Raw genomic sequence first — 20,087 nt, forward strand, 5'->3', positions numbered from 1 at the left:
CGGCATACGCTGCGGGGATGACGACCACCACCGACCTCGCCGTCGACACGGTCACGGACCCGGACGTCAAGGCGGGCTACGGCACGGACGAGTCCGTGGGCGCGACCGCCCCGGCCGACTTCGAGGTGGTGCGGGCCCGCAACCTCGCCGACGTCGTCGAGGTGATGCGGTGGGCGCACGAGACCCGCACCCCCGTCGTCCCGCAGGGTGCCCGCAGCAGCCTCACCGGCAGCTCGGTCGCGATCGAGGGCGGCATCGTGCTCAACACCGAGCGGATGGCGTCGGTCACCACCATCGACCCGCTCGAGGGCATCGCCGTCTGCGGTCCCGGCGTCGTCAACAAGCAGCTCAAGGACGCCGTCGCCGAGCACGGCATGTTCTACCCGCCGGATCCCGCCTCCTCCGCCTTCTGCACCATCGGCGGCAACGTCGCCACGAACGCCGGTGGGCTGTGCTGCGTCAAGTACGGCGTCACCGCCGACTACGTCCGCTCGCTGCAGGTCGTCCTGGCCGGGGGCGAGGTCATCCGCACCGGCCACCGGACCGCCAAGGGCACCGCGGGCCTCGACCTCACCGGCCTGTTCGTCGGGTCCGAGGGGACGCTCGGCGTCGTCACCGAGGTCACGACCCGGATCATCCCGGCGCCCGACCCGGCCCTGACCGTCCTCGCGACGTTCGACTCGCTCGACGCGGCGAGTGCCGCCATCGTCGCGCTGCGCCGCGAGCGGCACGTGCCCAGCCTCGTCGAGCTGATGGACCGAGCGGCCGTCGCCGCGGTCCAGGCGCTCTCGGACTACGGCTTCCCGTCGGACTGCGAGGCGGTGCTGCTCGTGCAGTCGGACCGCCCGGGCCACACCGGCGAGGACGTGCAGCGGTATGCCGGCCTGCTCACCGACGCGGGCGCGACCGAGGTCGCGGTGGCCGACGACCCCGCCGAGGCCGACCTGCTGCTCGCGGGGCGGCGGGCGCTCAGCCCCGCCCTGGAGGCCAAGGGCCCGCGCTACCTCGAGGACGTCTGCGTGCCGGTGGGGCGGCTCACCGACCTCATCCGCGAGGGCCAGCGCATCGCCGCCGACTCCGGCCTCGAGATCGTCATGGCGGGCCACGCCGGCGACGGCAACCTGCACCCGAGCATCTTCTTCTCCCCCGCCGAGCCGGGCAGTCGCGAGCGCGCGCACGAGGCGTTCAGCCGGATCGTCACGACCGCGCTGGGCATGGGCGGCACCATCACCGGCGAGCACGGCGTGGGCACGCTCAAGGCGCCGTGGCTCGCCGAGGAGCTCGGGACCGCCGAGCTCGAGCGGCAACGGGCGCTCAAGGCGGTCTTCGACCCCCGCGGCGTGCTCAACCCCGGGCGCGTGTACTGGTCCTGAGCTCCGCTCCCCGGGCACCGCAGGCCACGCCGACTCGGGACGGCCCGCACCCACCCGGCGGCCCTGGCGCGGACCGGTCGGGGGTGCGGCGGCCATCACTGGTAGAAACAGGTCATGAGTCCGCTCGAGCTCGAACGCAGTGAGTCCTGGCTGTCCCGCGAGGACCTCGACGCGGCCCGTCAGCGCCTCCCGATCCTCTACGTCGACGCCGTCCCGGTCCGGGTGGACGAGCGCGGGGCCGTCACCGCGGTCGGGCTGCTCCTGCGCGCCTCCGACGGCGAGATCAACCGCGAGCTGGTGTCCGGGCGCGTGCTGTACCACGAGCGGGTGCGCGACGCCCTGATCCGCCACCTGGAGAAGGACCTCGGCCCCGTGGCCCTGCCGCAGGTCCCGGCCAGCCCCCAGCCCTTCACCGTCGCGGAGTACTTCCCCACCCCCGGCGTCACGCCGTTCCACGACCCGCGCCAGCACGCGGTCTCCCTCGCCTTCGTCGTCCCGGTGGCCGGCGACTGCCAGCCGCAGCAGGACGCCCTCGACCTCGCCTGGCTCAGCCCCGAGGAGGCCCTGCAACCGTCGGTGGTCGAGGAGATGGCCGGGGGCCACGGCGTGCTGCTGCGCCAGGCCCTGGCCCACCTCGGGCACGCGATCTGACGATTCCGCAACCGATTCCCCCCGACATCAACCGAACGGCTGAGGCGTGAACCGCAGGCGTCAGGGGACACTGGGTGACGTGCCGGGGGAAATCGCCACATACCTCCTCGGCGCCCAAGGGGGCGACGAGGAGGCTTTCGCACGCCTGTACGCCGCCACGAACCCCGTCCTGGTCCGGTACCTGCGGGTCGTGGCCGTTCAGGACGCGGGCGCCCTGGCCCTCGCGACATGGCCCACGCTCCTTCGTCGGCTCCCGGCGTGCCCGGCCGACGACGACGACTGGCTCGAGCTCGCCGTCGGCACCGCACGCGAGACCGCAGCCGCCGGCACCCCGGTGACGCGGGCCCACCCGGACGCGGAGCAGGATCCGCGCACGGGCGACGCCCAGGCGGTCGCGCGGGCCGTGTCGGCCCTGCGCGCCTGCGGGCCCGAGTCGGCGGACGTGTTGGCCATGGCCGTCGTCGCCGGGCTCGGCCGTGACTCCATGGCGCGCCTCACCGGCACGGACCCCGCTACCGTGCTCGACCTCGTCCTTCGGGGGCAGGGGCGCCTGCTCGAGCCCCTGGAGGAGCTGTACGCCGCGATGCGGACGCCAGCGCGGCCCGAGGAGCTCACCGACGCGGCGACGGTCGCGGGGCTGTTCGCCGATGGGGCCGCCGTGAGGCCGAGAGCGACACCCGTCCCCGGCTCCGGCGCTGCAGGCTTGGCGGGGGTGCCGGCAGCGGCCGCTCCCGCGGCCACGGGTCCTGTCGCCGCGCCGCGGGTGGTCGCGCCCGCCGAGGCGTCCGTGGTGGACCTGCTCACCTGGCAGACGCCGGCTGCGAGCCCCACGCTCGTCCGCCCGGTCCCCCCTCGTGGAGCCCGCGAGGCCTCACGAGGCGCCCGGGCCGGCGCCGGCGCAGCCGCCTGGGTCATCGCCCTCGGTGGCGTGGGAGCTGCCGCGGCGATGAGCGGCCTGCTGCCGGCCGTCGTCGACAACCTCTTCCGCGGACCCGTGAACCGTCCCGTGGTGACCGCCCAGGGCCCGGTGGTTCCGGGCCCGAGCGCCTCCGGTGGTGGGCCCACGGCGACGCCCCCGGGTGTCGAGCCGACCGGGCCCGGAACCCAGCCCGGGACCCAACCCGGCACCCAGCCCGGCACCCAGCCCGGCGAGCCCCCGGTCGGCGGGGGCACCGTGGAGCCGGTCGGCCTCTCGGGCACCGGCGCCGCCGCCACGGTCGTGATCAGCACCGCCGCGTTCACCACGTCCGCAGGCACGGCCACCACCGCCGCAGGTGGCTCGTCCGACGGCGCTGCGGGCCCGTCCGCCCCTCCCCCTGCGACCTCCGGCGGGGGCGCCGTCACCGGCGGTGGCACGGTCACCGGCGGTGGCACGGTCACCGGCGGCGGCACCGTGACCGGGGGTGGCACCGTGACCGGCGGCCCCGTGACGGGCGGCGGGAAGCCGGTCCCCGGCATTGCCACCGGCCGCACGCCGACCCGGGCCGCTGCAGCCGCTGCGCGGGCACAGGCCAAGGCCGCGGCCGCGGCGGCCCGCGCCCGGGCGAAGGCGGCCAAGGAGGCGGCCAGGGCCCGCGCGAAGGCGGCCAAGGCCAAGGCGGCCCAGGACGCGAAGGCGAAGGCCGCGAAGGCGCAGCCTGCGAAGGGCAAGAAGGCCTGACAGGTCGCCGGCCCCGGCGGTCAGCGCTGCGCGGCGTGCCACGACGCGCCGGCGCGGCTCCGGGTCAGCCCGCGGTGCGCCGGGCCCTGCGGTCGGCCGCGTCCATGGTGTCGGCCTCCTCGAGGGTCGGCGCGGTGCCGCCGAGGCGGGCCGGCAGCAGCTCGCGCTCGGCGTCCGGCCACGCCGGGTACGCGGCCTGGTCCGCCTCGAGCTGCACCCGCATGACGTCCTTGACCCGGGCTGTCGCCGTCACCGGGTCCTCGTCGGTCGCGACCACCAGGGGTGCGCCCACGGTGATGAACAGCGGGACGTGGTGGCGGCCCATCCTGCGGGGGCGGCCCTTGGTCCAGATCCGCTGCGAGCCCCAGATCGTCACCGGCAGCACCGGGACGCCGGCCTCCTGCGCCAGCCGCACCGCGCCGGACTTGAACTCCTTGAGCTCGAACGACCGGCTGATGGTGGCCTCCGGGAAGACGCCGACGATCTCGCCGGACCGCAGCGCGGCCAGGGCGGTCTCGTAGGACTCCTGCCCGGCCTCGCGGTCGACCGGGATGTGGCGCATGCCCGTCATCAGGGGCCGGGCGACCGGGTTGCCCCAGATCGACTTCTTCGCCATGAACCGCACGAGGCGGCCGGCCTCGACACCGGCGAGGCCGGCATACGTGAAGTCGAAGTAACCCGTGTGGTTGATCATCATCACGGCGCCACCGGTGCGCGGCACGTGGTCGAGCCCGCGGAGGCGGATCTTCAACCCCTGGAAGGCGAACAGCGCTCGGGCGACACCGATCACGGACGAGTAGACCGGCTCCATGGGGCCCAGCCTAGAGGTCAGCCGTGGCGTGACGGCGTCCAGGCAACCTGCATCACGTTGTTGCCTGTCTCACGTGACACGAGGCGCCCGCGGCCGGGGACGGCCGGCACCGGCTTGACGTTGCCGATGAGCGGGCCCTCGTCCGGGCTGCCGGAGAGCAGGATCCCGGGGCTGGCCAGGTCGCGCAGGCTCTGCATGACCGACTCGTACGACGCCCGGCTCGCCCCGCCGGTGCGGCGCGTGACGACGAGGTGCAGGCCGACGTCGCCGGCCTGGGCCAGCAGCGGCACGAGGGCCGCGAGCGGGCTGCCGGTCGAGGTCACCACGAGGTCGTAGTCGTCGACGAGCACGAAGACCTCAGCGCCTCTCCACCAGCTCCGGGTGCGCAGCTGCTCGGGCGTGACGTCCGGCCCGGGGAGGCGGGAGCGCAGGTATGCCGCGAGCTCGGGGATGTTCTGCGCCACCTGGTCCTCGGTGGTGAAGTACTCGCGCAGGTACTCGTCGGGGATCTCGCCGAGCAGGCCGCGGCGGTAGTCGACCGCGAAGATCTGCGCCTCCTGCGGGGTGTAGAGACGCATGACCTCGCTGGCGTAGGTGCGCAGCATGGCCGTCTTGCCCGAGTCGCTGTCGCCGAAGAGGTACAGGTGCGGCTCCTCCGTGGGGTCCACACCGATCGGGGCCAGGCTGCCCTCGTCGATGCCGAGCAGGATGCGCCGGTCCGCGGTCCGCGCCTGCGCGCGCACCTGCTCGAGGTCGATCCGGTCGGGCAGCAGCCGCAGCTTGGGACCGCTCGGCCCCTGCCACGCGGCGTTGACGCGCTCGACCAGGTCGTCGACCCCAGCCCCGAGGCTGCCGGCGTCACCGCTTCCGTCGATGCGCGGGATCCCGGCGAGGAAGTGGTGCCGGGTCGCCTCGAGACCGCGCCCGGGCCGGCCCTTCGGCACGTTCGCCGCGAGCTTGCGGTCGATCTCGGAGTCGCTGGTGTCGCCGAGGCGAAGCTCCAGGCGCGTGCCGAAGACGTCCTTGACCGCGCTGCGGAAGTCCATCCACCGGTTCGTGGTCGCGACGAGGTGCAGGCCGAAGGTCAGGCCGCGCCCGGCGAGCTCCTGGATCTGCAGCTCGAGCTCGTCGAACTCCGCGCGCAGGGTGGGCCAGCCGTCCACGACGAGGAACACGTCGCCGTACCCGTCGTCCGCCCGCCCCTCGGCCCGGCGCCGCCGGTACGTCTCGATCGAGTCGATGCCCTGCGCGCGGAAGTAGGCCTCGCGCTTGTCGACGATGCCGCGCAGCTCGGCGAACATGCGGCGCACGACGTCGGGCTCGTTGCGGCTGGCCACCCCGGCGACGTGCGCGAGCTTGACCAGCGGCGCGAACGTGCCGCCGCCGAAGTCCATGACGTAGAACTGCGACTCCAGCGGCGTCGTGGTGAGGGCCAGGGCGGCCACGAGGGTCCGGGCCAGCGTGCTCTTGCCGCTGCGCGGGCCACCCACGATGGCGACGTGGCCGGCCGCCCCGCCGAGCCCGGCGGACAGCACGTCCCGCCGCTGCTCCAGGGGCCGGTCGACGATGCCCAGCGGGACCACGAGCGACCCGGCCGCGCGCCACGACGGCGAGACGAGGCCGAGCCGGTCGTCCGTCGTGAGGTCGCCCAGCAGGCGGTCGAGCGAGTCCGGCACGTCCAGCGGCGGCAGCCAGACCTGGTGGGCGGGGCGGCCCTTGCCGCGCATCTTCGCCACGGCGATGTCGAAGGTGGCACGGTCCTCGCGGGGGCCCTCGTCGACGACGGGCACCTCGGTCTCGGTGCTGAGGCGCAGCACCGGCGCGGCGGAGAACGGGATGATCTCGCCGGTCGTCCCGGTGTTGCCGGTGTGGGCGCGCCGGCGGGCCGGCGGAGGCCCGGACACGTAGGCGGCCTTGAACTTGAGCAGGGTGGTCTGGTCCGGCTTGAGGAAGCCGAGGCCGGGCACGGCCGGCAGCTCGTACGCGTCGGGCACGCCGATGACCGTCCGCGACTCCGACGCCGAGAAGGTGCGCAGGCCGATCCGGTACGACAGGTGCGACTCCAGGCCGCGCAGGCGCCCCTCCTCGAGCCGCTGCGAGGCGAGCAGCAGGTGCATCGACAGCGACCGGCCGAGGCGGCCGATCGCGACGAACAGCTCGACGAACTCCGGCCGAGCGGCGAGCAGCTCGGAGAACTCGTCGGCGACGATGAGCAGGGCGGGCAGCGGCTCGAGGTCGGCCCCCGCCGCCCGAGCCTTCTCGTAGTCGGTGACGTTGGCGAAGTTGCCGGCGGCGCGCAGCAGCTCCTGGCGGCGCACCATCTCGCCGTGCAGGGCGTCCTGCATGCGGTCGACGAGGCTGAGCTCCTGGCCCAGGTTGGTGATGACGGCGGACACGTGCGGCATGTCGGCCATGCCGGCGAAGGTCGCCCCACCCTTGAAGTCGACGAGGACGAAGTTGAGCGCCTCGGACGAGTGCGTCATCGCGAGCGCGAGGACGAGCGTGCGCAGCACCTCCGACTTGCCGGAGCCGGTGGCGCCGATGACCAGACCGTGCGGCCCCATGCCCTGCTGGGCCGACTCCTTGATGTCGAGCGAGACGACCTGCCCCTGCGCACCGACGCCGATCGGCACCCGGAGGCGGTCGCGCTGCAGCCGGGGCCGCCAGGCGGCCTCCGGGTCGTAGTCGCGCACGTCGCCGAGGCCGAGCAGGTCCACGAGCTCGGTGGTGCCGGTCATGGCGTCGCGGCGCTCGGGCTCGGCACCGGCATACAGCGGCGCGAGGCGGCGCGCCGCTGCCTCGGCCTGCACGAGCGACATCTGGTCGGCGAACCCGCGCGCGGGCTCGCTGGACAGCGTGAGGATCTGCATCGGCACCCGGCCGGCGTACGGGCCGGAGGTGGCCGGCTGGCCCAGGGCGAGGCGCATGCGGCTGTCCACCGACAGCTCGTCCCAGCGCTCGGGCAGGTGCAGCACGGTGACGCCGAGCACGCCGTCCTCGGTCACGATCGCGTTGCCGGGAGGCACGTCGCCGCCGTCGACCACCACGAGGACGTGCGGCAGCGTCACGGTCTCGGAGTAGCCGAACCGGGGCCGCTCGCGCAGCTCGGCAGGCAGCATCAGCTCGAGGTCGGACAGGGACGAGGCGACCATGCGGGCGGGGCCCACGCCGTCGCGCTCGCGCTGGCTGTGGGCGTGCGGCAGCCACTTGACCCACTCCCACTCGGGGAGGGCGTCGGACCCGGCCACGACGGCGACCTGGAGCTGGTCGGGCGCGTGCTGGGTGGTGGCGGCGGCGATGATGCTGCGGGCCAGGGCGCGGGCCGGCTCGGCGTCGCCGGTGACCTCGATGCGGGAGAAGTACGGCAGGCTCACCGACGCCGGCAGGTCGGGCTGGACGCGGTGGGTGGACAGCAGGCGGTGCAGCGCGGACGCGGCGACCGGGTCGAGCTGGGCCATCGGCGGGGTGTCCGGGGCCTCGAGGGTGATGCACAGGGGCTGGTTGGTCCGCCCGAACCGCACCCGCAGGAAGTCGTCGTCACTGGCCGAGCGCTCCCAGACGCGGCTGCGCTCCTCGCACACCGACGGCAGCGCCTCGGGTGACGGGTTGTTCCACAGCGCCGCGGCACGCTGGCGGTTCGCGGCCTCCCGGACGGTGGCGCGGACCTCGCCGAGGTAGGCGAGGTACTCGCGCCGGGCCTCGCTGACGCCGGCCGCGTGCTGCTGGCGCTGCTTCCAGCCGTTGACGCCGACGAACCCGAGCGAGGCGAGCAGGAACATGCCGCCGGCGATGTACCCCTTCACCCCCGGCTGCGACAGGGCCACGAACGCGATCGAGCCGACACTCCCGAGCATCGGCACGGCATTCATGAGCAGGGAGCTCGCGCCCTCGCTCGGCGTGATCTCCGGCGGGGACTGCAGGACGATCCGGCCGGAGGGCACCTCAGGAGCCTGCTCGCGCGGCCCCCTCCGCAACGTCACTGCCATGTGGTGTGCGCCCTCCTCGACGACCGGCTGTCCCCATCAGGCGGCCCCCGACTCCCCCGAGACGGACGGCACCCCTGCACGTGCGGGCCCAACCTACCCTCTCCCCCGCCGGGGCAGCGCGCTGGCGTGCGGGCCGGCCACGGTCAGGCACTATTGTTCCGGGGAGCCGTGGGGGCAGCGACGTACGCAGGAGGGGAGGCAGGGTGTCCGGCGAGGAGTCAGCGCACCGGGTGTCCCTGCTCGCCGACGACCGCCGCTACGACCTCGTTGCCCCCGCCAACGCGCAGGTGGGCGACCTGCTCGCCGTCCTCGGCATCGCCCCACGCAACAGCCCGTATGCCGTCGCCACGCCAGCGGGCCGCGTCATCGCGCTGCACGAGGTGCTCGGCGACGCGGTGCCCGAGGGTGCCCTGCTCACCGTCGTCCGGGCCACCACGCACGAGGTCCCCCGCGACGTGCGCAACCTCGACCCGTCCGTGGTGGCGGCCGGGGCGCGCTCGCCCGAGGGCCAGGGTGGCCGGTACGTGCCCCCCTCCGAGGCGACCATCGCCCGCCGCCAGCTCTCCGAGGTCACGCGCCGCCGCGGCAGCCTGCCGAACGAGGCGGCGGCGGACCCGGCGGCTGCCACGGCGGCCGCCCTCCCGCTCGCGCCGGCAGGTCCCTCGGCGGTCTGGCTGCAGCCGCAGGTGCTGGCCCGGTGGGCCGCAGGCGGGATCGCAGCGGCCGCAGCCCTCGTCCTCGGCGTCGAGGCCTTCCGCGGCCAGCTGCCGAGCGGGACGTCCTGGCCCGCGGCGGCCGCCCTCCTGCTGTTCGTCCCGGGCCTGGCCCTGGCGCTCGACGCCTCGGCGAACGGCCGGCTCTCCCGGGTGGTGGCACCCGTGTTCGGCTTCGCCGCCGGCCTCGCGCTCCCCGTGACCGACTCCCCCGGCTCCGGACGCATCGCGGTGCTCGCCGGCGCCGTGCTCGCGACCGCGCTCGCGGGCGTGGCCCGCATCGTCGGGGGCACCTCCGACCGCGCCTCGCGGGCTGCCATGACGTCCTGTGCCGCCGTGGCGGGCCTGTGCGTCGTGGGGGTGCTGCTGGACTGGCCGTCGTTCGCCGTGGCGGCCGTCGTGGCCGGCCTCGTGCCGGCGGTCGTGCGACTGCTGCCCTCGCTGGGCTTCGACCTGCCCGACGAGCAGCTCGTCGACGTCGACCGGCTCGCCACCACCATCTGGACCGCACGCGTCCAGCAGGTGCGTCGGTTCCGGCGGCTGCGGCCCCGCGAGGTGGACGGCGTCTTCCACCAGGCCCGGGAGACCGTGGCCGCAGGCACGGTCTGGGGCTGCCTGGTCGCCGCCGTCGCGCTGGCCGTCCTCGTGGCCACGCCTGGCCGGTCGGCGCTCGCCACGTGGGGTGGCGTGGGGCTGTGCGCGGCCGTGACCCTCGCGCTGGGCTACCAGTCCCGCACGGTGCGCGACCGGCTCCCCCGCACCGCGATGCTCACCACCGCGGGCGTGGCCGCGCTGCTCGGGACGTATGCCGCGGGCGCGCGGCTCGCCGACGCCTGGGGGTTCGTGCTGCTGGCCCTCGCGACCGTGCTGGGGCTGGTCGCGGTGGGGGGCGCCGTCGCGCTGGCCCGCGGCTGGCACTCCACCCGCCTGTCCCGCCTGTCCGACCTGCTCGAGTCGTCCGCCGTCGTGCTGAGCCTGCCCGTGGCTGTCGTCGCGGCCGACGGCATCGAGGCGTTCCGGCGGCTGACCTCCGGCTGAGCTCGAGCCGACGACGACTCGGCGAGGACACCCACCACGAGCCGCAGACCCCGACCACCCGACCCCGACGAGACGAGGACCCGGTGAGCACCACGGCGAAGAGCAAGGCCCGTGCCGGACGGCGCGATGACGGCATGCGGCTGTGGGGTCGGGGGCTGCTCGTCCTGGTCGCCCACCTGGTGCTGCTCGGCGCCGTCTGGTGGTCGTGGCACCCGCGCCTCGGCGACCACAACGCGACGCCGGGGCTGTACCCCAAGACCCTCGGCATGGCCGTGGCCGTCGTCTTCTGGCTCGTCCTGCTGCAGGTGACGGACAGGATCCCGTTCAAGGTCCTGTGCGCGATGTTCCTCCTCGTGCCGTTCGCGACGTTCTTCGTGCAGGACGCCGGCTACCGCGTCTGGACCACCGCGGTCATGCAGCCCACCACCGACGTCACGGTGACGCAGGCGGAACGGCTCCTCAACGGCGGCTACCGCGTGCGCGTGTCGGGCGTCGGCACCGGGGAGACCGTGGCGTACTCCACCCTGGGACGCCGCGGCCCGAACTACTACCAGTACTCCGTCGTCCGGCCCGGGCAGAAGGCGGACGTGATCACCGACCCGACGGGGCTGTCGGTCCCGCTCCTGCGACCTCAGGGCTGGACCGGGTCCCCCGACTCGCGCACCTCGCCCCTCTGGGCCTCGGTGACGCTGGTGTCGCTGGCGTACCTGGAGCTGATCTGCTTCTCGGCGCTGACCCGGCGGCGCAGCCAGATCATGGCCGTCGACGACCCGGGACGCTTCGGCGGCCCCCGGGCCAGGCGGTCCCGTGCCAGGCCGGCGGCCGCGCCGGACACGGCCGACGAGAACGCCTGAGCGACGACGCGCCCGCGTCAGTCGACGTCCGGCAGCGGCATCTGCCGGATCCGCTCCATCTGCTCGCGCATCTCCCGCAGGTTCCGTCGGGCGGCGCCGATGGACGCCGTCAGCTCCTCGGTCGCCGGGTCGTCGGACTCCAGCGCCTCGGCCTGGACCCGCATCACCTCACGGGCGTTCTCCGCTGCCGTGCGGCGGACGTTCTCGGCGGCCGGCGACTCGTCGACCCCGGCCACGACGGCCGTGGCACTCGTCTCGCCGAGGTCGATCTGGCGCTGGAGCCGCTGCCAGTCGGGGCCGAGCTCGCCGCGGCGCGCCTTGGCGGCGCGCTCCTCGTCCTCGGGCTCGACCTTCGCGAGGTAGGCCTCGTGCTCCTCGATGGCCTCGCGGGTGTCCCGCTCGATGTCGGCCTGGATGCTGCGGATCTCCCCCAGCAGGGCCCGGACCTCCGCGATCGCGCGGTCTGCCTCGCTCATCTCGTCACACTCCGAAGTTGTTGTGGGCAGCCTCGTCGATGCGAGAGCCGTTGTACATCGCCAGTCCGCCGGCGACCGTGGTCATCGCCAGCTTGAGCGCGTGCATGATGTTGATGACCGAGTAGATGGCCTTCACGAACTTCTCGATGGCGTCCAGCACCCGGCGGATGAGGCTGATGGCGCGGTCGAACTTCTGCCAGAAGCTGCGGATGTGGATCGCGATGTCCGCCGCGCCGACCAGCCACCCCACGACCGGCACCGAGGCCTCGATGATGAGCCGCTCGAGGATGTCGCTGATGAACGAGATCAGTGTGCCGATGCCCAGGCACGCCGACTTGGCCACCTCGATGAGGCTTCCGGTCAGCTCGCCGGTGAGCTGGCACCCCTGCGCGTACGTGGCGTAGGTGCCACCGAGTGACGTCATCCGCGAACGGAAGGCGGTGGCGGCGTCCCCGTCCCAGACGTCGGCGGTGCCGGCGTCGAGGGCGGTGAAGTTCTCACCGACCGCGGTGCAGATCTTGCCCGCGTCCCCCCAGCCCTGTTGGGCCACACCCATGAGCCCCCAGTCGCCGCACAGCGGCTTGACCAGCTCGAGCAGCGGGTCGGTGCCGAAGGCCTCGCGGCAGAAGCCGAGCAGGTGGCCGATGAGGAATCCGCAGCTGGACTCGAACTCCTTGGCGAAGTCGTCGTCGGACGCGACGGCCAGGCTCTGCGAGGCGTAGGCCGAGGGGTCGACCTTCTCGTAGACGCTCACCAGGTCCCTCCCTTGTGGTTCTTCGCCCAGGTGATGCCGCCGTCGTTCCTCGGGCCGTTGACGGCGTCGTTGACCTGCTGCGTCTGGTCGATGGTGTCGCCGAGCCGTTCGCCCGCCTTGAGGACGTCCTGTCCCTCGCTCACCAGCGCCGTGGGTGCCTGTAGCGCCTTGCTCGCGGTGTCGATGCGGCTGGAGTCGCGGGCCGTCACCGCCCCCGCCGCGGGGGCCGGCGAGGCCGTGTCGCGGTTCAGCAGCGAGTGCCTGCGGGCGAAGTCCTGGCCGTTGGCGTACGCGTTCCGCTGCCGGTTGCGCAGGTACGTCCCGAGCTCTGTGGGCGACATCCCGTCGATCTTCTTGGTCAGCGCGTCGAATTGCTTGTCCAGCCCACGCTGGATCCAGTACTTCGGGTCGGTGCGCTGCGTGGAGTCGAAGTTCCCCTGCTGGATCCGCCAGAGCTCCTTGGGGTTCTGCCACAACGGCTTCGACAGGTGGGTCGCGTTGTCCACGTAGGTCTTCCAGGACTTCATCCCGTCGAGGAACCCGCCGCCGGAGGGGGTGCCCGAGACCGGGCCGACCGGCACGCCGCTGCGCACGGTTCCCCCGGTGGGGGCCTCGTACGGCGGCAGGTTCACGCCCTTCCTCGCCATCGCCTCGTAGGCCGCACGGTCGCGGGCGATGAACTCCTTGCGCGTGCCGTTCGTCAGGGTGGCGCACGTGTCGGCGATGGTGGACCCGTTGGCCATGCCGCGGGTGCCCGCCTCGTAGGCGCGCGAGTAGTGCCCCTCGAGCAGCCCGAGGACGCCGGTGAAGGCGCCACTGGCGCGGCAGTTGGCCTGCACGAAGCGGCCCGCGGCCTCCATGTGGCCGCGCTGGCGGTCCAGGACCTGCTCCGCGAGGTCCAGCTGCGCGATCTCGACCTTGATTTTCGGTGCCATGGTGGTCTTCCCCCCTCTCGGGACGTCTACTCCCAGACGGAGTCGCTCGCCTCTGCGTCGTCGTACCAGTTCTCCTCGTCCTCGTGGGTGAGGAACTCCTTGTCCTTCTTCTTGTCGCTGCCACCGCCGGCGCCCCCGGCGCCACCGCCGGCGCCCCCGGCGCCACCGCCGCCGCCGGCCACGCCGTTGGTTCCCCGGCTGCCGGCACCCTGCCCGGAAGCCACCTCGGCGGCCCCGGCTCCACCGGCGCCACGGCCGGAGGCGCCGTCGAGCTTCGGGACGCCGTACCGGCCGCCGGCCGAGGCACCGCGCACCGACGAACCGCCACCCGCGCCGGCTCCGCCACCACCAGCAGACACCATGCCGCTGCCGCCGCCCCGTCCGCCGGCCGCCCCTGCCGCTCCCGTGGTCCCACCGCCCGACGCGCTCTCGCCTGGCACGGCCGAGGTGCCAGTGAGGTTGCCCAGCGCTCCACGGGCCGAGCCGCCCGCCGCGCGGGTCAGGCCCGACAGGGAGCCTCCCGCCTCGCGGCCGAGGCCGGAGAGGAGACCGCCCGCGGACCCACCGGCACCGCGGACCAGGCCCGCGGCGCCCCCGGCGACCATGCCGATCCCTCCGACCGCACCGGCCAGCCCACCCACGCCACCGAGGGCAGAACCGCCGAGGTTGCCGCTCGAACCCGTCGAGCCGCTGACGCCGGTGAACCCCGGGACGGTCCCGGAGACCACACCGTCCGCCGTCGTGGCGGAGTCGTCGACGAGGCCCCCCGTGGGCACCGTCGTCGGGATCGTCGGGTCGATGCCGGGGTGGTACACGCCCCCCGACGGGACGAAGCCGGTCGTGGACCCGACCGTGGGCACGGCGCCGGTGTGGCCACCGGAGTACCCGGTCGGGGTGCTCCCACCGCCGGTCGGGGTGCTCCCCCCGCCTCCACCGCTCGGCAGGTTCGATCCCCCGTCGTTGCGGTGCGGGGTCGCGTCGACCGGCAGCTGCGAGGTCGCACCCGCCATGTCGGTGCTGAGCTGGCGCAGCGCGGCGGCCGCCGCGGCCTCGCGCTGCTGCTCCTGCTGGGCGACCGCCGCGTCGTACGCGGCCTGGTCGAAGGTCTTGCCGACCGGCTCCGTGCTGCCCGGCTCCAGGCCTGTCTGGCGCACGTACCCGGTGCGGTCTGGACTCGTGTCGACCGTCTCGACCTTCGTGGCGAGCGCCGTCTGGGCCGTCGATACGGCCGTGTCGGCGACGTCGAGGGCCGACTTGACCTGGCGCAGCGCAGCCGCGTGCTCGCTCAGGCTGGCCGTGAGCCTGTCCATGGCCGCGAACGCGGCGTCGGCGCCCTCGCCCTCCCAGTCGAGGCCGAGGTCGTTCTTGGTGCTCTTGACGCTGGCGACCAAGGCGTCGATCCGGGCGGCCGCAGCCTCCCATTCCTCACCCTGCGCCTTGATGTCGGACGCCGCGTCGCGGATCTTCGCGAGCTCGCTCTCCTTGGGTCCCACTGTCAGGTCCCCTCCCCTGGTCGTACGGCCGGACGCGTGCCCGAGCCCCTGCGCGTGAACATGACGGCACCACCCGCGAGGAGCAGCACCAGGACGGCCACCACTACCCACACCCAGGCGGGGACGCCGCTCGAGGTCGAGGACGTCGGTGCCATCGGGCCGGCCGCCGAGCCGCCCGAGGGGCGTGGCGCCGACGTCGCGGTCGCGGTCGCGGTCCCCGCTGCCGACGAGGGCGAGGACGACGTCGCCTTGGGCAGCAGGCGACCCGCCGCGATCTCCTGGGCGGTGGGACCGTAGATGCCACCGTCCCCCACCAGGGGGTTGGTGTCGGGGTACGTCGACGGGTCGACCGACATGAGGTCGGCGGCGTCGAACATCCCCCAGCCGAAGCCGGTGCGTGAGCTGTTCACGATGGTGGGGAAGCCGCTGCCCTCGCGGCGGTACCACCAGATCCAGCCCTTCTTCCCGGTGGTGCTCGTCCCCTGCTTCATGCCGGGGTTGTGCACCGCCGCCTGGAGCACCTGGTTGGCCGTGGCCTTCGGGTACTTCGACCAGTAGGCCGCCAGGCCACCCGCGACGAGCGGCGCCGCGTACGAGGACCCGTCGACGAGCATCCCCTGGGGAAGCCAGCGCCCCTGCTTGTCATGGTTCCCCAAGGCCATGCCGACGCCCGGCGCGCAGAAGGCGATCCCGTTACCGGTGTAGGGCGCCGCGAACGCAGAGATCTTCCCCTCCCGGTCGCAGGCGTTGACGGCCACCACGCCGTTGTAGCCCGAGGGGAAGTCCAGGACCTTGTCCCCCGTTGCCCCGACGAGGATCGCGCCCGCGTGCTGGGCCTCGACGACCGCACGCCTCACCTCGTCGTCGGTGCCCGGCTTGCCGTAGGACATCGAGATGATCTTGGCGCCGTCCTCGAGGGCCTTCGTGATCGCCGCCTCGGTGGTGTCGAGGTGCTTCTCGTCCCCGGGCGTGCACCGCAGCTTCTCCCCGTAGCCGATGGTGTAGTGGCGAAGCGTCGCCTGCGGTGCGATCCCCCTCACGCCGGGCATGCCGTTGGCGGACACGCCCGTGCCGACGAGCAGCTGGGCGATCTCGGTCGCGTGGTCGGCCTCCGGTCCCGTCCCCGTGCTCACCTTGTCCCAGCAGACGCTCTCGCTCGAGGCCACACGGCCCTTGATGTCCGCAGCGTTGGGGTCGATGACGTCGTCGAGCACCGCGATCGTGATCCCCTTGCCGGTGCCACCGGCCCGCTGCAGGTCGTCGAACCCCATCGCGGCCGGCCACCACGGGCGCTGCACGGCCTGCGCGGACGACAGCGTGGCGGCACCTCCGAGCACGGGCAGCAGCCCCGTGAGCGCGGCGAGCGCGGTCACGGGGAGGAAGCGACGCAGGCGGCGTCCGGTTCCGCGTTCCATGGGTCTTGACGGCTCCTTCGTCGCCCGCGCGTCAGCGCGAGGCCTTCACCTGGGTCTGGCTGTCGCCGGCCGGTGCGGGTGGCGCACCACCGCCCACGGTGTTGTCACCCGTCGCCGGTGCCGGGGGCGCGCCGTCCTGCACCCCCGGCTGCTGACCAGCGGGCTGCTGCCCGGCGCCGTGCTGATCGGCGGCGGAGGACTGCCGGACCGCCTCGTCCTGGACGGCTTCGGCGTGCTCCGCCTCCTTGCTGGCGTTGGCATGCTTGTTCTGGGCGTCGGAGTGAAGGTCCTGGCGTCGCGAGGGGTCGCTGGTCGCGAGTCCGGCGAAGACGTCGCTCGCCCGGTTGTCCTTGTCCTCGAGGTGCCTGGCGACCTGGAGGAGCTTCTCCTGGTACTCCTTGACGTCTTCCTCGACGCCCTTGAGCGTGTCCTCGTAGATCTGCTTGGCGGCGGCGTAGACCGTGCCGAAGTCGCGGCAGGACTCGATGCCGGAGAAGGAGTTGGCGGTGAGCGTCGTGCTGGCGACCTTCGCGTGGCTCTCGGTCGCCTTCTCGGTCCACGTCGCACCCCTGTTGTGTGCCAGGGTGCGGATGATCTCGAAGTCCGCCTTGAGCTTGCCGTTGGCGTAGCGGTACCCGGTCGGCTTGTCCTCGTCGGGAAGGCCCATGGTCGTTCGTCCCCCTGCAGTGTGTGGTCGTTCGTCCTCGCCCAGTCGACACGGCCCGTGCCGGGGCGCGAGCCCCGGCACGACCGTGACGACTAGCCGCCGAACAGGCCGGCCGACTTCTTGTCGCCGTCCATGTAGTCCTGGTTGCTGGTGTCGACGGCGGCGCCGATCTCAGCGAGGCGGACCTTCATGTCGGTGAGCGCCTGGGTCCACTTCTTCTTGGCCTCGTGGTAGGCGGCCTTGGCCGTGCCGTCCCACTCGCTCTGCAGCGGCGCGAGCGCCGAGTCCATCTCGGCCAGCTTGGCCTCGATCTTGCCCGCGGACTGGGCGAGGTCGCCGGCCGCCTGGCTCAGTCCACCGTGGTCGACGAGCATGGTCACATCCCCCCGTACTTGTTGCTGATGGCCTGCGCAGCGTTCTCGTCCCGCTCCCGGAAGGTGCGGTCGGTCTCGCGGAGGTTGGCCTCGAACGTGTCGAGCGCCGCGATGATCTTCTTCGAGTCGTCCTTCCAGAGGGTGAACGTGCGGTCGAAGCCCGCCGCGCCCTGCCCCTGCCACATCGACTTCAGTCCAGCCAGCCGACCCTCCAGAGCGGCGAGCTCGCCATCGAGCTGCCCCTTGTAGTCGGCGACGACTGCGGCGCCCTTTTGGAGTACGCCATCACCAGCTGCAAGCATCAGTGCCTCCCAACTTCCACGCGTCTGGCCCCCCTCGGGGCACTCGGAATCCCTGCGTCTGTCGCACGGAGCGGACCCCAAGATTCCGATCTCCCCCGAGGTCCGGTGCCCGACATTAGCAACGATGTCCGAAGTGCGACATGGGGAGCGCTCCCCTCTATGCTGCGTTCGTCCGTGAGGTGATTGAGGTGCATTTCGTGCAACCGGGAGGGGACTCGTGACGCAGGCGACCACGTCCGCATCGCTCATCCGTGTGTCGGTGACGGCCGGCACGCGCAGGGCGGACCTCGGCGTGCCGGGCGGCATCCCCGTCGCCGAGCTGCTCCCCGAGCTGGCCCGCGAGCTGGGGCAGCTCGACCCCGCCACGGCCAGCCGCGGCTTCCGCCTGGTCCGCCACGACGGGAGCCCCGTGGAGCCCGACCGGAGCCTGGCGGCCCAGGGGGTCGAGGACGGGTTCGTCCTGGCGCTCGAGCCGGCTGGCGACCCGGTCGAGCTCAAGGTCTACGACGACGTGGTGGAGGCGGTGGCCGACCTCGTCGAGTCCTCGTTCGCACCCTGGACCCCCGAGCACAGTGCCCGGACGGCGCTGGGTGCGGCCGTCGTCCTGTTCCTCTCCGGTGCCGTCGCGCTGTTCACCGCGCGCACCCACGGCGCCCTGGTCGTCGGCCTGGCCGCTGTGGTGGCCGTGCTGCTCGTGGTCGCGGCGGCCGTGCTGTCGCACGCGCGCCGCCAGGAGGTGTCGGGGGCCGCCCTGGCGGTCACCGGGGGCGTGTATGCCGCCGTGGCCGGGTTCGCGGTCAGCACCGACGGCTCCCTCTGGGGCCTTCCCCTGCTGTGTGCCGGTGCCGCGACCGCCGTCGTCGGCGGCCTCGGCGTCCTGGCCGTCACAGCGCACCGCCCCGTCGTGGGCGCGGTCGCGGTGGTCGGCTTCGTCATGGCCGTCACCGGCGCCCTCGTCCACTTCGCCGGGTGGTCGGTCGGCTCGGTGGCGGGCTGCGTCCTCGCCGGGTCCGTGCTGGTGGGCGGCCTGGTGCCGTGGTTCGCGCTGTCGTCCAGCCGCCTCACGACCCATCCCCCGCGCACCGAGGGCGAGATCTACGCCGACCCGCCGGCCGTCGACAACCGCGCCGTGCGCCGACAGGTCCTGGCCGGTCACGACCTCATGCTCGGCCTGTCGGTCGCGGCCGGGGCGGTCGCCCTCCTCGCAGCGCCCCTCGCCGCCGCCACAGGCGTCCTCGGCACCGTCCTCGGGGTGGTCGGGTTCGTGGCCGTGCTGCTGCGCACGCGCCACAGCCGGACGCGGGCCACGGTCCTGGTCGCCATGGTGGCCGGCGTCCTCGGCCTCGCCACGGTCGGCATCGCCGCCGCTGTCACCCACCCCGGGTGGCGCTCCGCGCTCGGGGTCGGCATGGCAGGCGGGGCCGCCCTCGTCGTGGCCCTGGCGCTCATCGCGCCGAGGTCGCGCGTCCGGCTCGGACGGGCTGCGGACGCCATCGATGGCGCCTGCCTCGTGGCCGTCCTGCCGCTCGCAGTGGCGGCGATCGGGGTGTTCTGACCCGGTTCGCGCCTGACGTGCCGATGGTGTGGGACGTCCCCTATGCTCTGACCGGCCGGGCGTCCCCGTGACGCCGGGCACCGGGGACTGATCGTTTCGAACGTCCAGGGGGACCTTTCACCGTGAGCGCCATCCGTCGTGCGTCCGCACTGTCCGCTGCCGCCCTGTTCGGGGTCGGCCTCATCGCCGTGGGGGCCGGGTCGGCCCGGGCCGAGGACCTCCCCGCGCCGGTCGCGACGACCCAGGTCGCGGGTCTCTCCGCGCAGCTCCAGGCTGCACTGCCGGCCGACGTGGGGGCCGACCCGTGCGACATCCTCGACCCGCTCCCGATCGACTGCCCGATCCCGACCGTCGTGCCCACGAGCAGCACGACGAGCGCGTCCCCCACCTCGACGGCCACCGAGCCGACGGACCAGCCGTCGACGACGACGACCACGGACGTACCGTCAACGCCGCCCACCAGCGGCACGCCCACGGTCACCACGACGACGACGTCCGACCCGGGCCCGGGTGGAGGGGGCGGCAACGGCAACCCCGGCGGGAACGGCAACGGCAACGGCGCCGGGAACCCCGGCGGCAACGGCAACGGCGCCGGGAACCCCGGCGGCAACGGCAACGGCGATCCCGGCGGCAACGGCAACCCCGGCGGGAACGGCAACGGCGGGTCGACCGGCGGCAGCGTGCCCACCGGCACGCTCGGCACCGACCCGGTGGCCGTCGAGGGCAAGGTCGGCCGCGGCGACTGCGGCCTGTTCTGCGCAGGCTCGTACGCCGACGCGATCGCCACTCCCCGTGCCGCCGCCCCGGCCGCCGGCGCCGTGGCGGACCCCGCCGGCGCCCCACCGGCGGTCCTGGCCCGGACCGGGTCGCCGATCAGCTCGATGACGACGCTCGCCGGCGTCCTGCTGCTGGCCGGGGCCCTCGTCCTGGCGACCCGCCAGCGGCTCACCCCGGCATACCGTCGCCGGCACTGACCGGCACCCGACCACCACCACCACGGCGACGCCGCCCCCGTAGGGTGGCCGTCGTC

Annotated in this window: 17 protein-coding genes; 7 read left to right on the top strand and 10 right to left on the bottom strand. The window is 73.8% G+C overall.

Annotated elements, in window-relative coordinates:
- The first annotated feature begins 17 nt into the window (after positions 1–17).
- The 3 genes from ACFUC1_RS10440 (at position 18) to ACFUC1_RS10450 (ending at position 3,684) form a co-directional block, all read left to right on the top strand.
- The gene (locus tag ACFUC1_RS10440; protein WP_379119369.1) at positions 18–1,373 is read left to right on the top strand and encodes an FAD-binding oxidoreductase; all 1,356 of its coding nucleotides are present in this window, start codon (positions 18–20) and stop codon (positions 1,371–1,373) included.
- 114 nt (positions 1,374–1,487) lie between these two features.
- A complete protein-coding gene (locus ACFUC1_RS10445; RefSeq protein ID WP_379119371.1) occupies positions 1,488–2,024 on the top strand; it encodes an NUDIX hydrolase family protein in 537 nt (178 codons plus the stop codon).
- 79 nt (positions 2,025–2,103) lie between these two features.
- Positions 2,104–3,684, top strand: coding sequence for a hypothetical protein (locus tag ACFUC1_RS10450; RefSeq protein WP_379119373.1), 1,581 nt, complete (start codon positions 2,104–2,106; stop codon positions 3,682–3,684).
- Positions 3,685–3,748: 64 nt separating this feature from the next.
- On the opposite strand, the gene ACFUC1_RS10455 is transcribed toward ACFUC1_RS10450, so the two are convergent.
- Both ACFUC1_RS10455 and eccCa read right to left on the bottom strand, forming a co-directional pair.
- The gene (locus tag ACFUC1_RS10455; protein WP_379119375.1) at positions 3,749–4,495 is read right to left on the bottom strand and encodes a lysophospholipid acyltransferase family protein; all 747 of its coding nucleotides are present in this window, start codon (positions 4,493–4,495) and stop codon (positions 3,749–3,751) included.
- A 17-nt stretch (positions 4,496–4,512) separates the two neighbouring features.
- Positions 4,513–8,481, bottom strand: coding sequence for a type VII secretion protein EccCa (eccCa, locus tag ACFUC1_RS10460; RefSeq protein ID WP_379119377.1), 3,969 nt, complete (start codon positions 8,479–8,481; stop codon positions 4,513–4,515).
- A 203-nt stretch (positions 8,482–8,684) separates the two neighbouring features.
- Here eccCa and ACFUC1_RS10465 point away from each other — a divergent pair, with 203 nt between their 5' ends.
- Both ACFUC1_RS10465 and ACFUC1_RS10470 read left to right on the top strand, forming a co-directional pair.
- Positions 8,685–10,232: a hypothetical protein gene (locus ACFUC1_RS10465; protein WP_379119379.1), complete on the top strand. Its 1,548-nt coding sequence runs from the start codon at positions 8,685–8,687 to the stop codon at positions 10,230–10,232.
- A gap of 83 nt (positions 10,233–10,315) precedes the next feature.
- Positions 10,316–11,086 carry a hypothetical protein gene (locus ACFUC1_RS10470; protein ID WP_379119381.1) on the top strand — a complete coding sequence of 257 codons (771 nt, stop codon included), beginning with the start codon at positions 10,316–10,318 and terminating at the stop codon, positions 11,084–11,086.
- A 17-nt stretch (positions 11,087–11,103) separates the two neighbouring features.
- On the opposite strand, the gene ACFUC1_RS10475 is transcribed toward ACFUC1_RS10470, so the two are convergent.
- The 8 genes from ACFUC1_RS10475 to ACFUC1_RS10510 form a co-directional block, all read right to left on the bottom strand.
- Complete coding sequence (locus tag ACFUC1_RS10475) at positions 11,104–11,562, bottom strand: hypothetical protein (protein WP_379119383.1); 459 nt, start codon at positions 11,560–11,562, stop codon at positions 11,104–11,106.
- Positions 11,563–11,566: 4 nt separating this feature from the next.
- Positions 11,567–12,316 carry a hypothetical protein gene (locus ACFUC1_RS10480; protein WP_379119385.1) on the bottom strand — a complete coding sequence of 250 codons (750 nt, stop codon included), beginning with the start codon at positions 12,314–12,316 and terminating at the stop codon, positions 11,567–11,569.
- On the bottom strand, positions 12,313–13,251 hold the full coding sequence (locus tag ACFUC1_RS10485; protein WP_379119388.1) for a hypothetical protein: 939 nt from the start codon (positions 13,249–13,251) through the stop codon (positions 12,313–12,315). Before ACFUC1_RS10485 ends, ACFUC1_RS10480 begins: the two co-directional genes overlap by 4 nt.
- Before the next feature lie 26 nt (positions 13,252–13,277).
- Complete coding sequence (locus ACFUC1_RS10490; protein ID WP_379119391.1) at positions 13,278–14,744, bottom strand: WXG100 family type VII secretion target; 1,467 nt, start codon at positions 14,742–14,744, stop codon at positions 13,278–13,280.
- Positions 14,745–14,746: 2 nt separating this feature from the next.
- Positions 14,747–16,159, bottom strand: coding sequence for a S8 family serine peptidase (locus tag ACFUC1_RS10495; RefSeq protein WP_379119392.1), 1,413 nt, complete (start codon positions 16,157–16,159; stop codon positions 14,747–14,749).
- 31 nt (positions 16,160–16,190) lie between these two features.
- The gene (locus ACFUC1_RS10500) at positions 16,191–16,826 is read right to left on the bottom strand and encodes a hypothetical protein (RefSeq protein ID WP_379119394.1); all 636 of its coding nucleotides are present in this window, start codon (positions 16,824–16,826) and stop codon (positions 16,191–16,193) included.
- 92 nt (positions 16,827–16,918) lie between these two features.
- Positions 16,919–17,200: a WXG100 family type VII secretion target gene (locus ACFUC1_RS10505; protein WP_310148421.1), complete on the bottom strand. Its 282-nt coding sequence runs from the start codon at positions 17,198–17,200 to the stop codon at positions 16,919–16,921.
- Between the two features lie 2 nt (positions 17,201–17,202).
- Positions 17,203–17,502: a WXG100 family type VII secretion target gene (locus ACFUC1_RS10510; protein WP_379119396.1), complete on the bottom strand. Its 300-nt coding sequence runs from the start codon at positions 17,500–17,502 to the stop codon at positions 17,203–17,205.
- Between the two features lie 217 nt (positions 17,503–17,719).
- On the opposite strand from ACFUC1_RS10510, the gene eccD reads away from it, so the two are divergent.
- Complete coding sequence (eccD, locus tag ACFUC1_RS10515; protein WP_379119398.1) at positions 17,720–19,057, top strand: type VII secretion integral membrane protein EccD; 1,338 nt, start codon at positions 17,720–17,722, stop codon at positions 19,055–19,057.
- A 122-nt stretch (positions 19,058–19,179) separates the two neighbouring features.
- Positions 19,180–20,031 (top strand): hypothetical protein, encoded by an 852-nt coding sequence (locus ACFUC1_RS10520; RefSeq protein WP_379119400.1) that lies wholly within the window; start codon positions 19,180–19,182, stop codon positions 20,029–20,031.
- The last annotated feature ends 56 nt before the right edge of the window (positions 20,032–20,087 follow it).

The sequence above is a fragment of the Pedococcus sp. NPDC057267 genome (genome assembly GCF_042668795.1).
Taxonomy (GTDB): Bacteria; Actinomycetota; Actinomycetes; order Actinomycetales; family Dermatophilaceae; genus Pedococcus.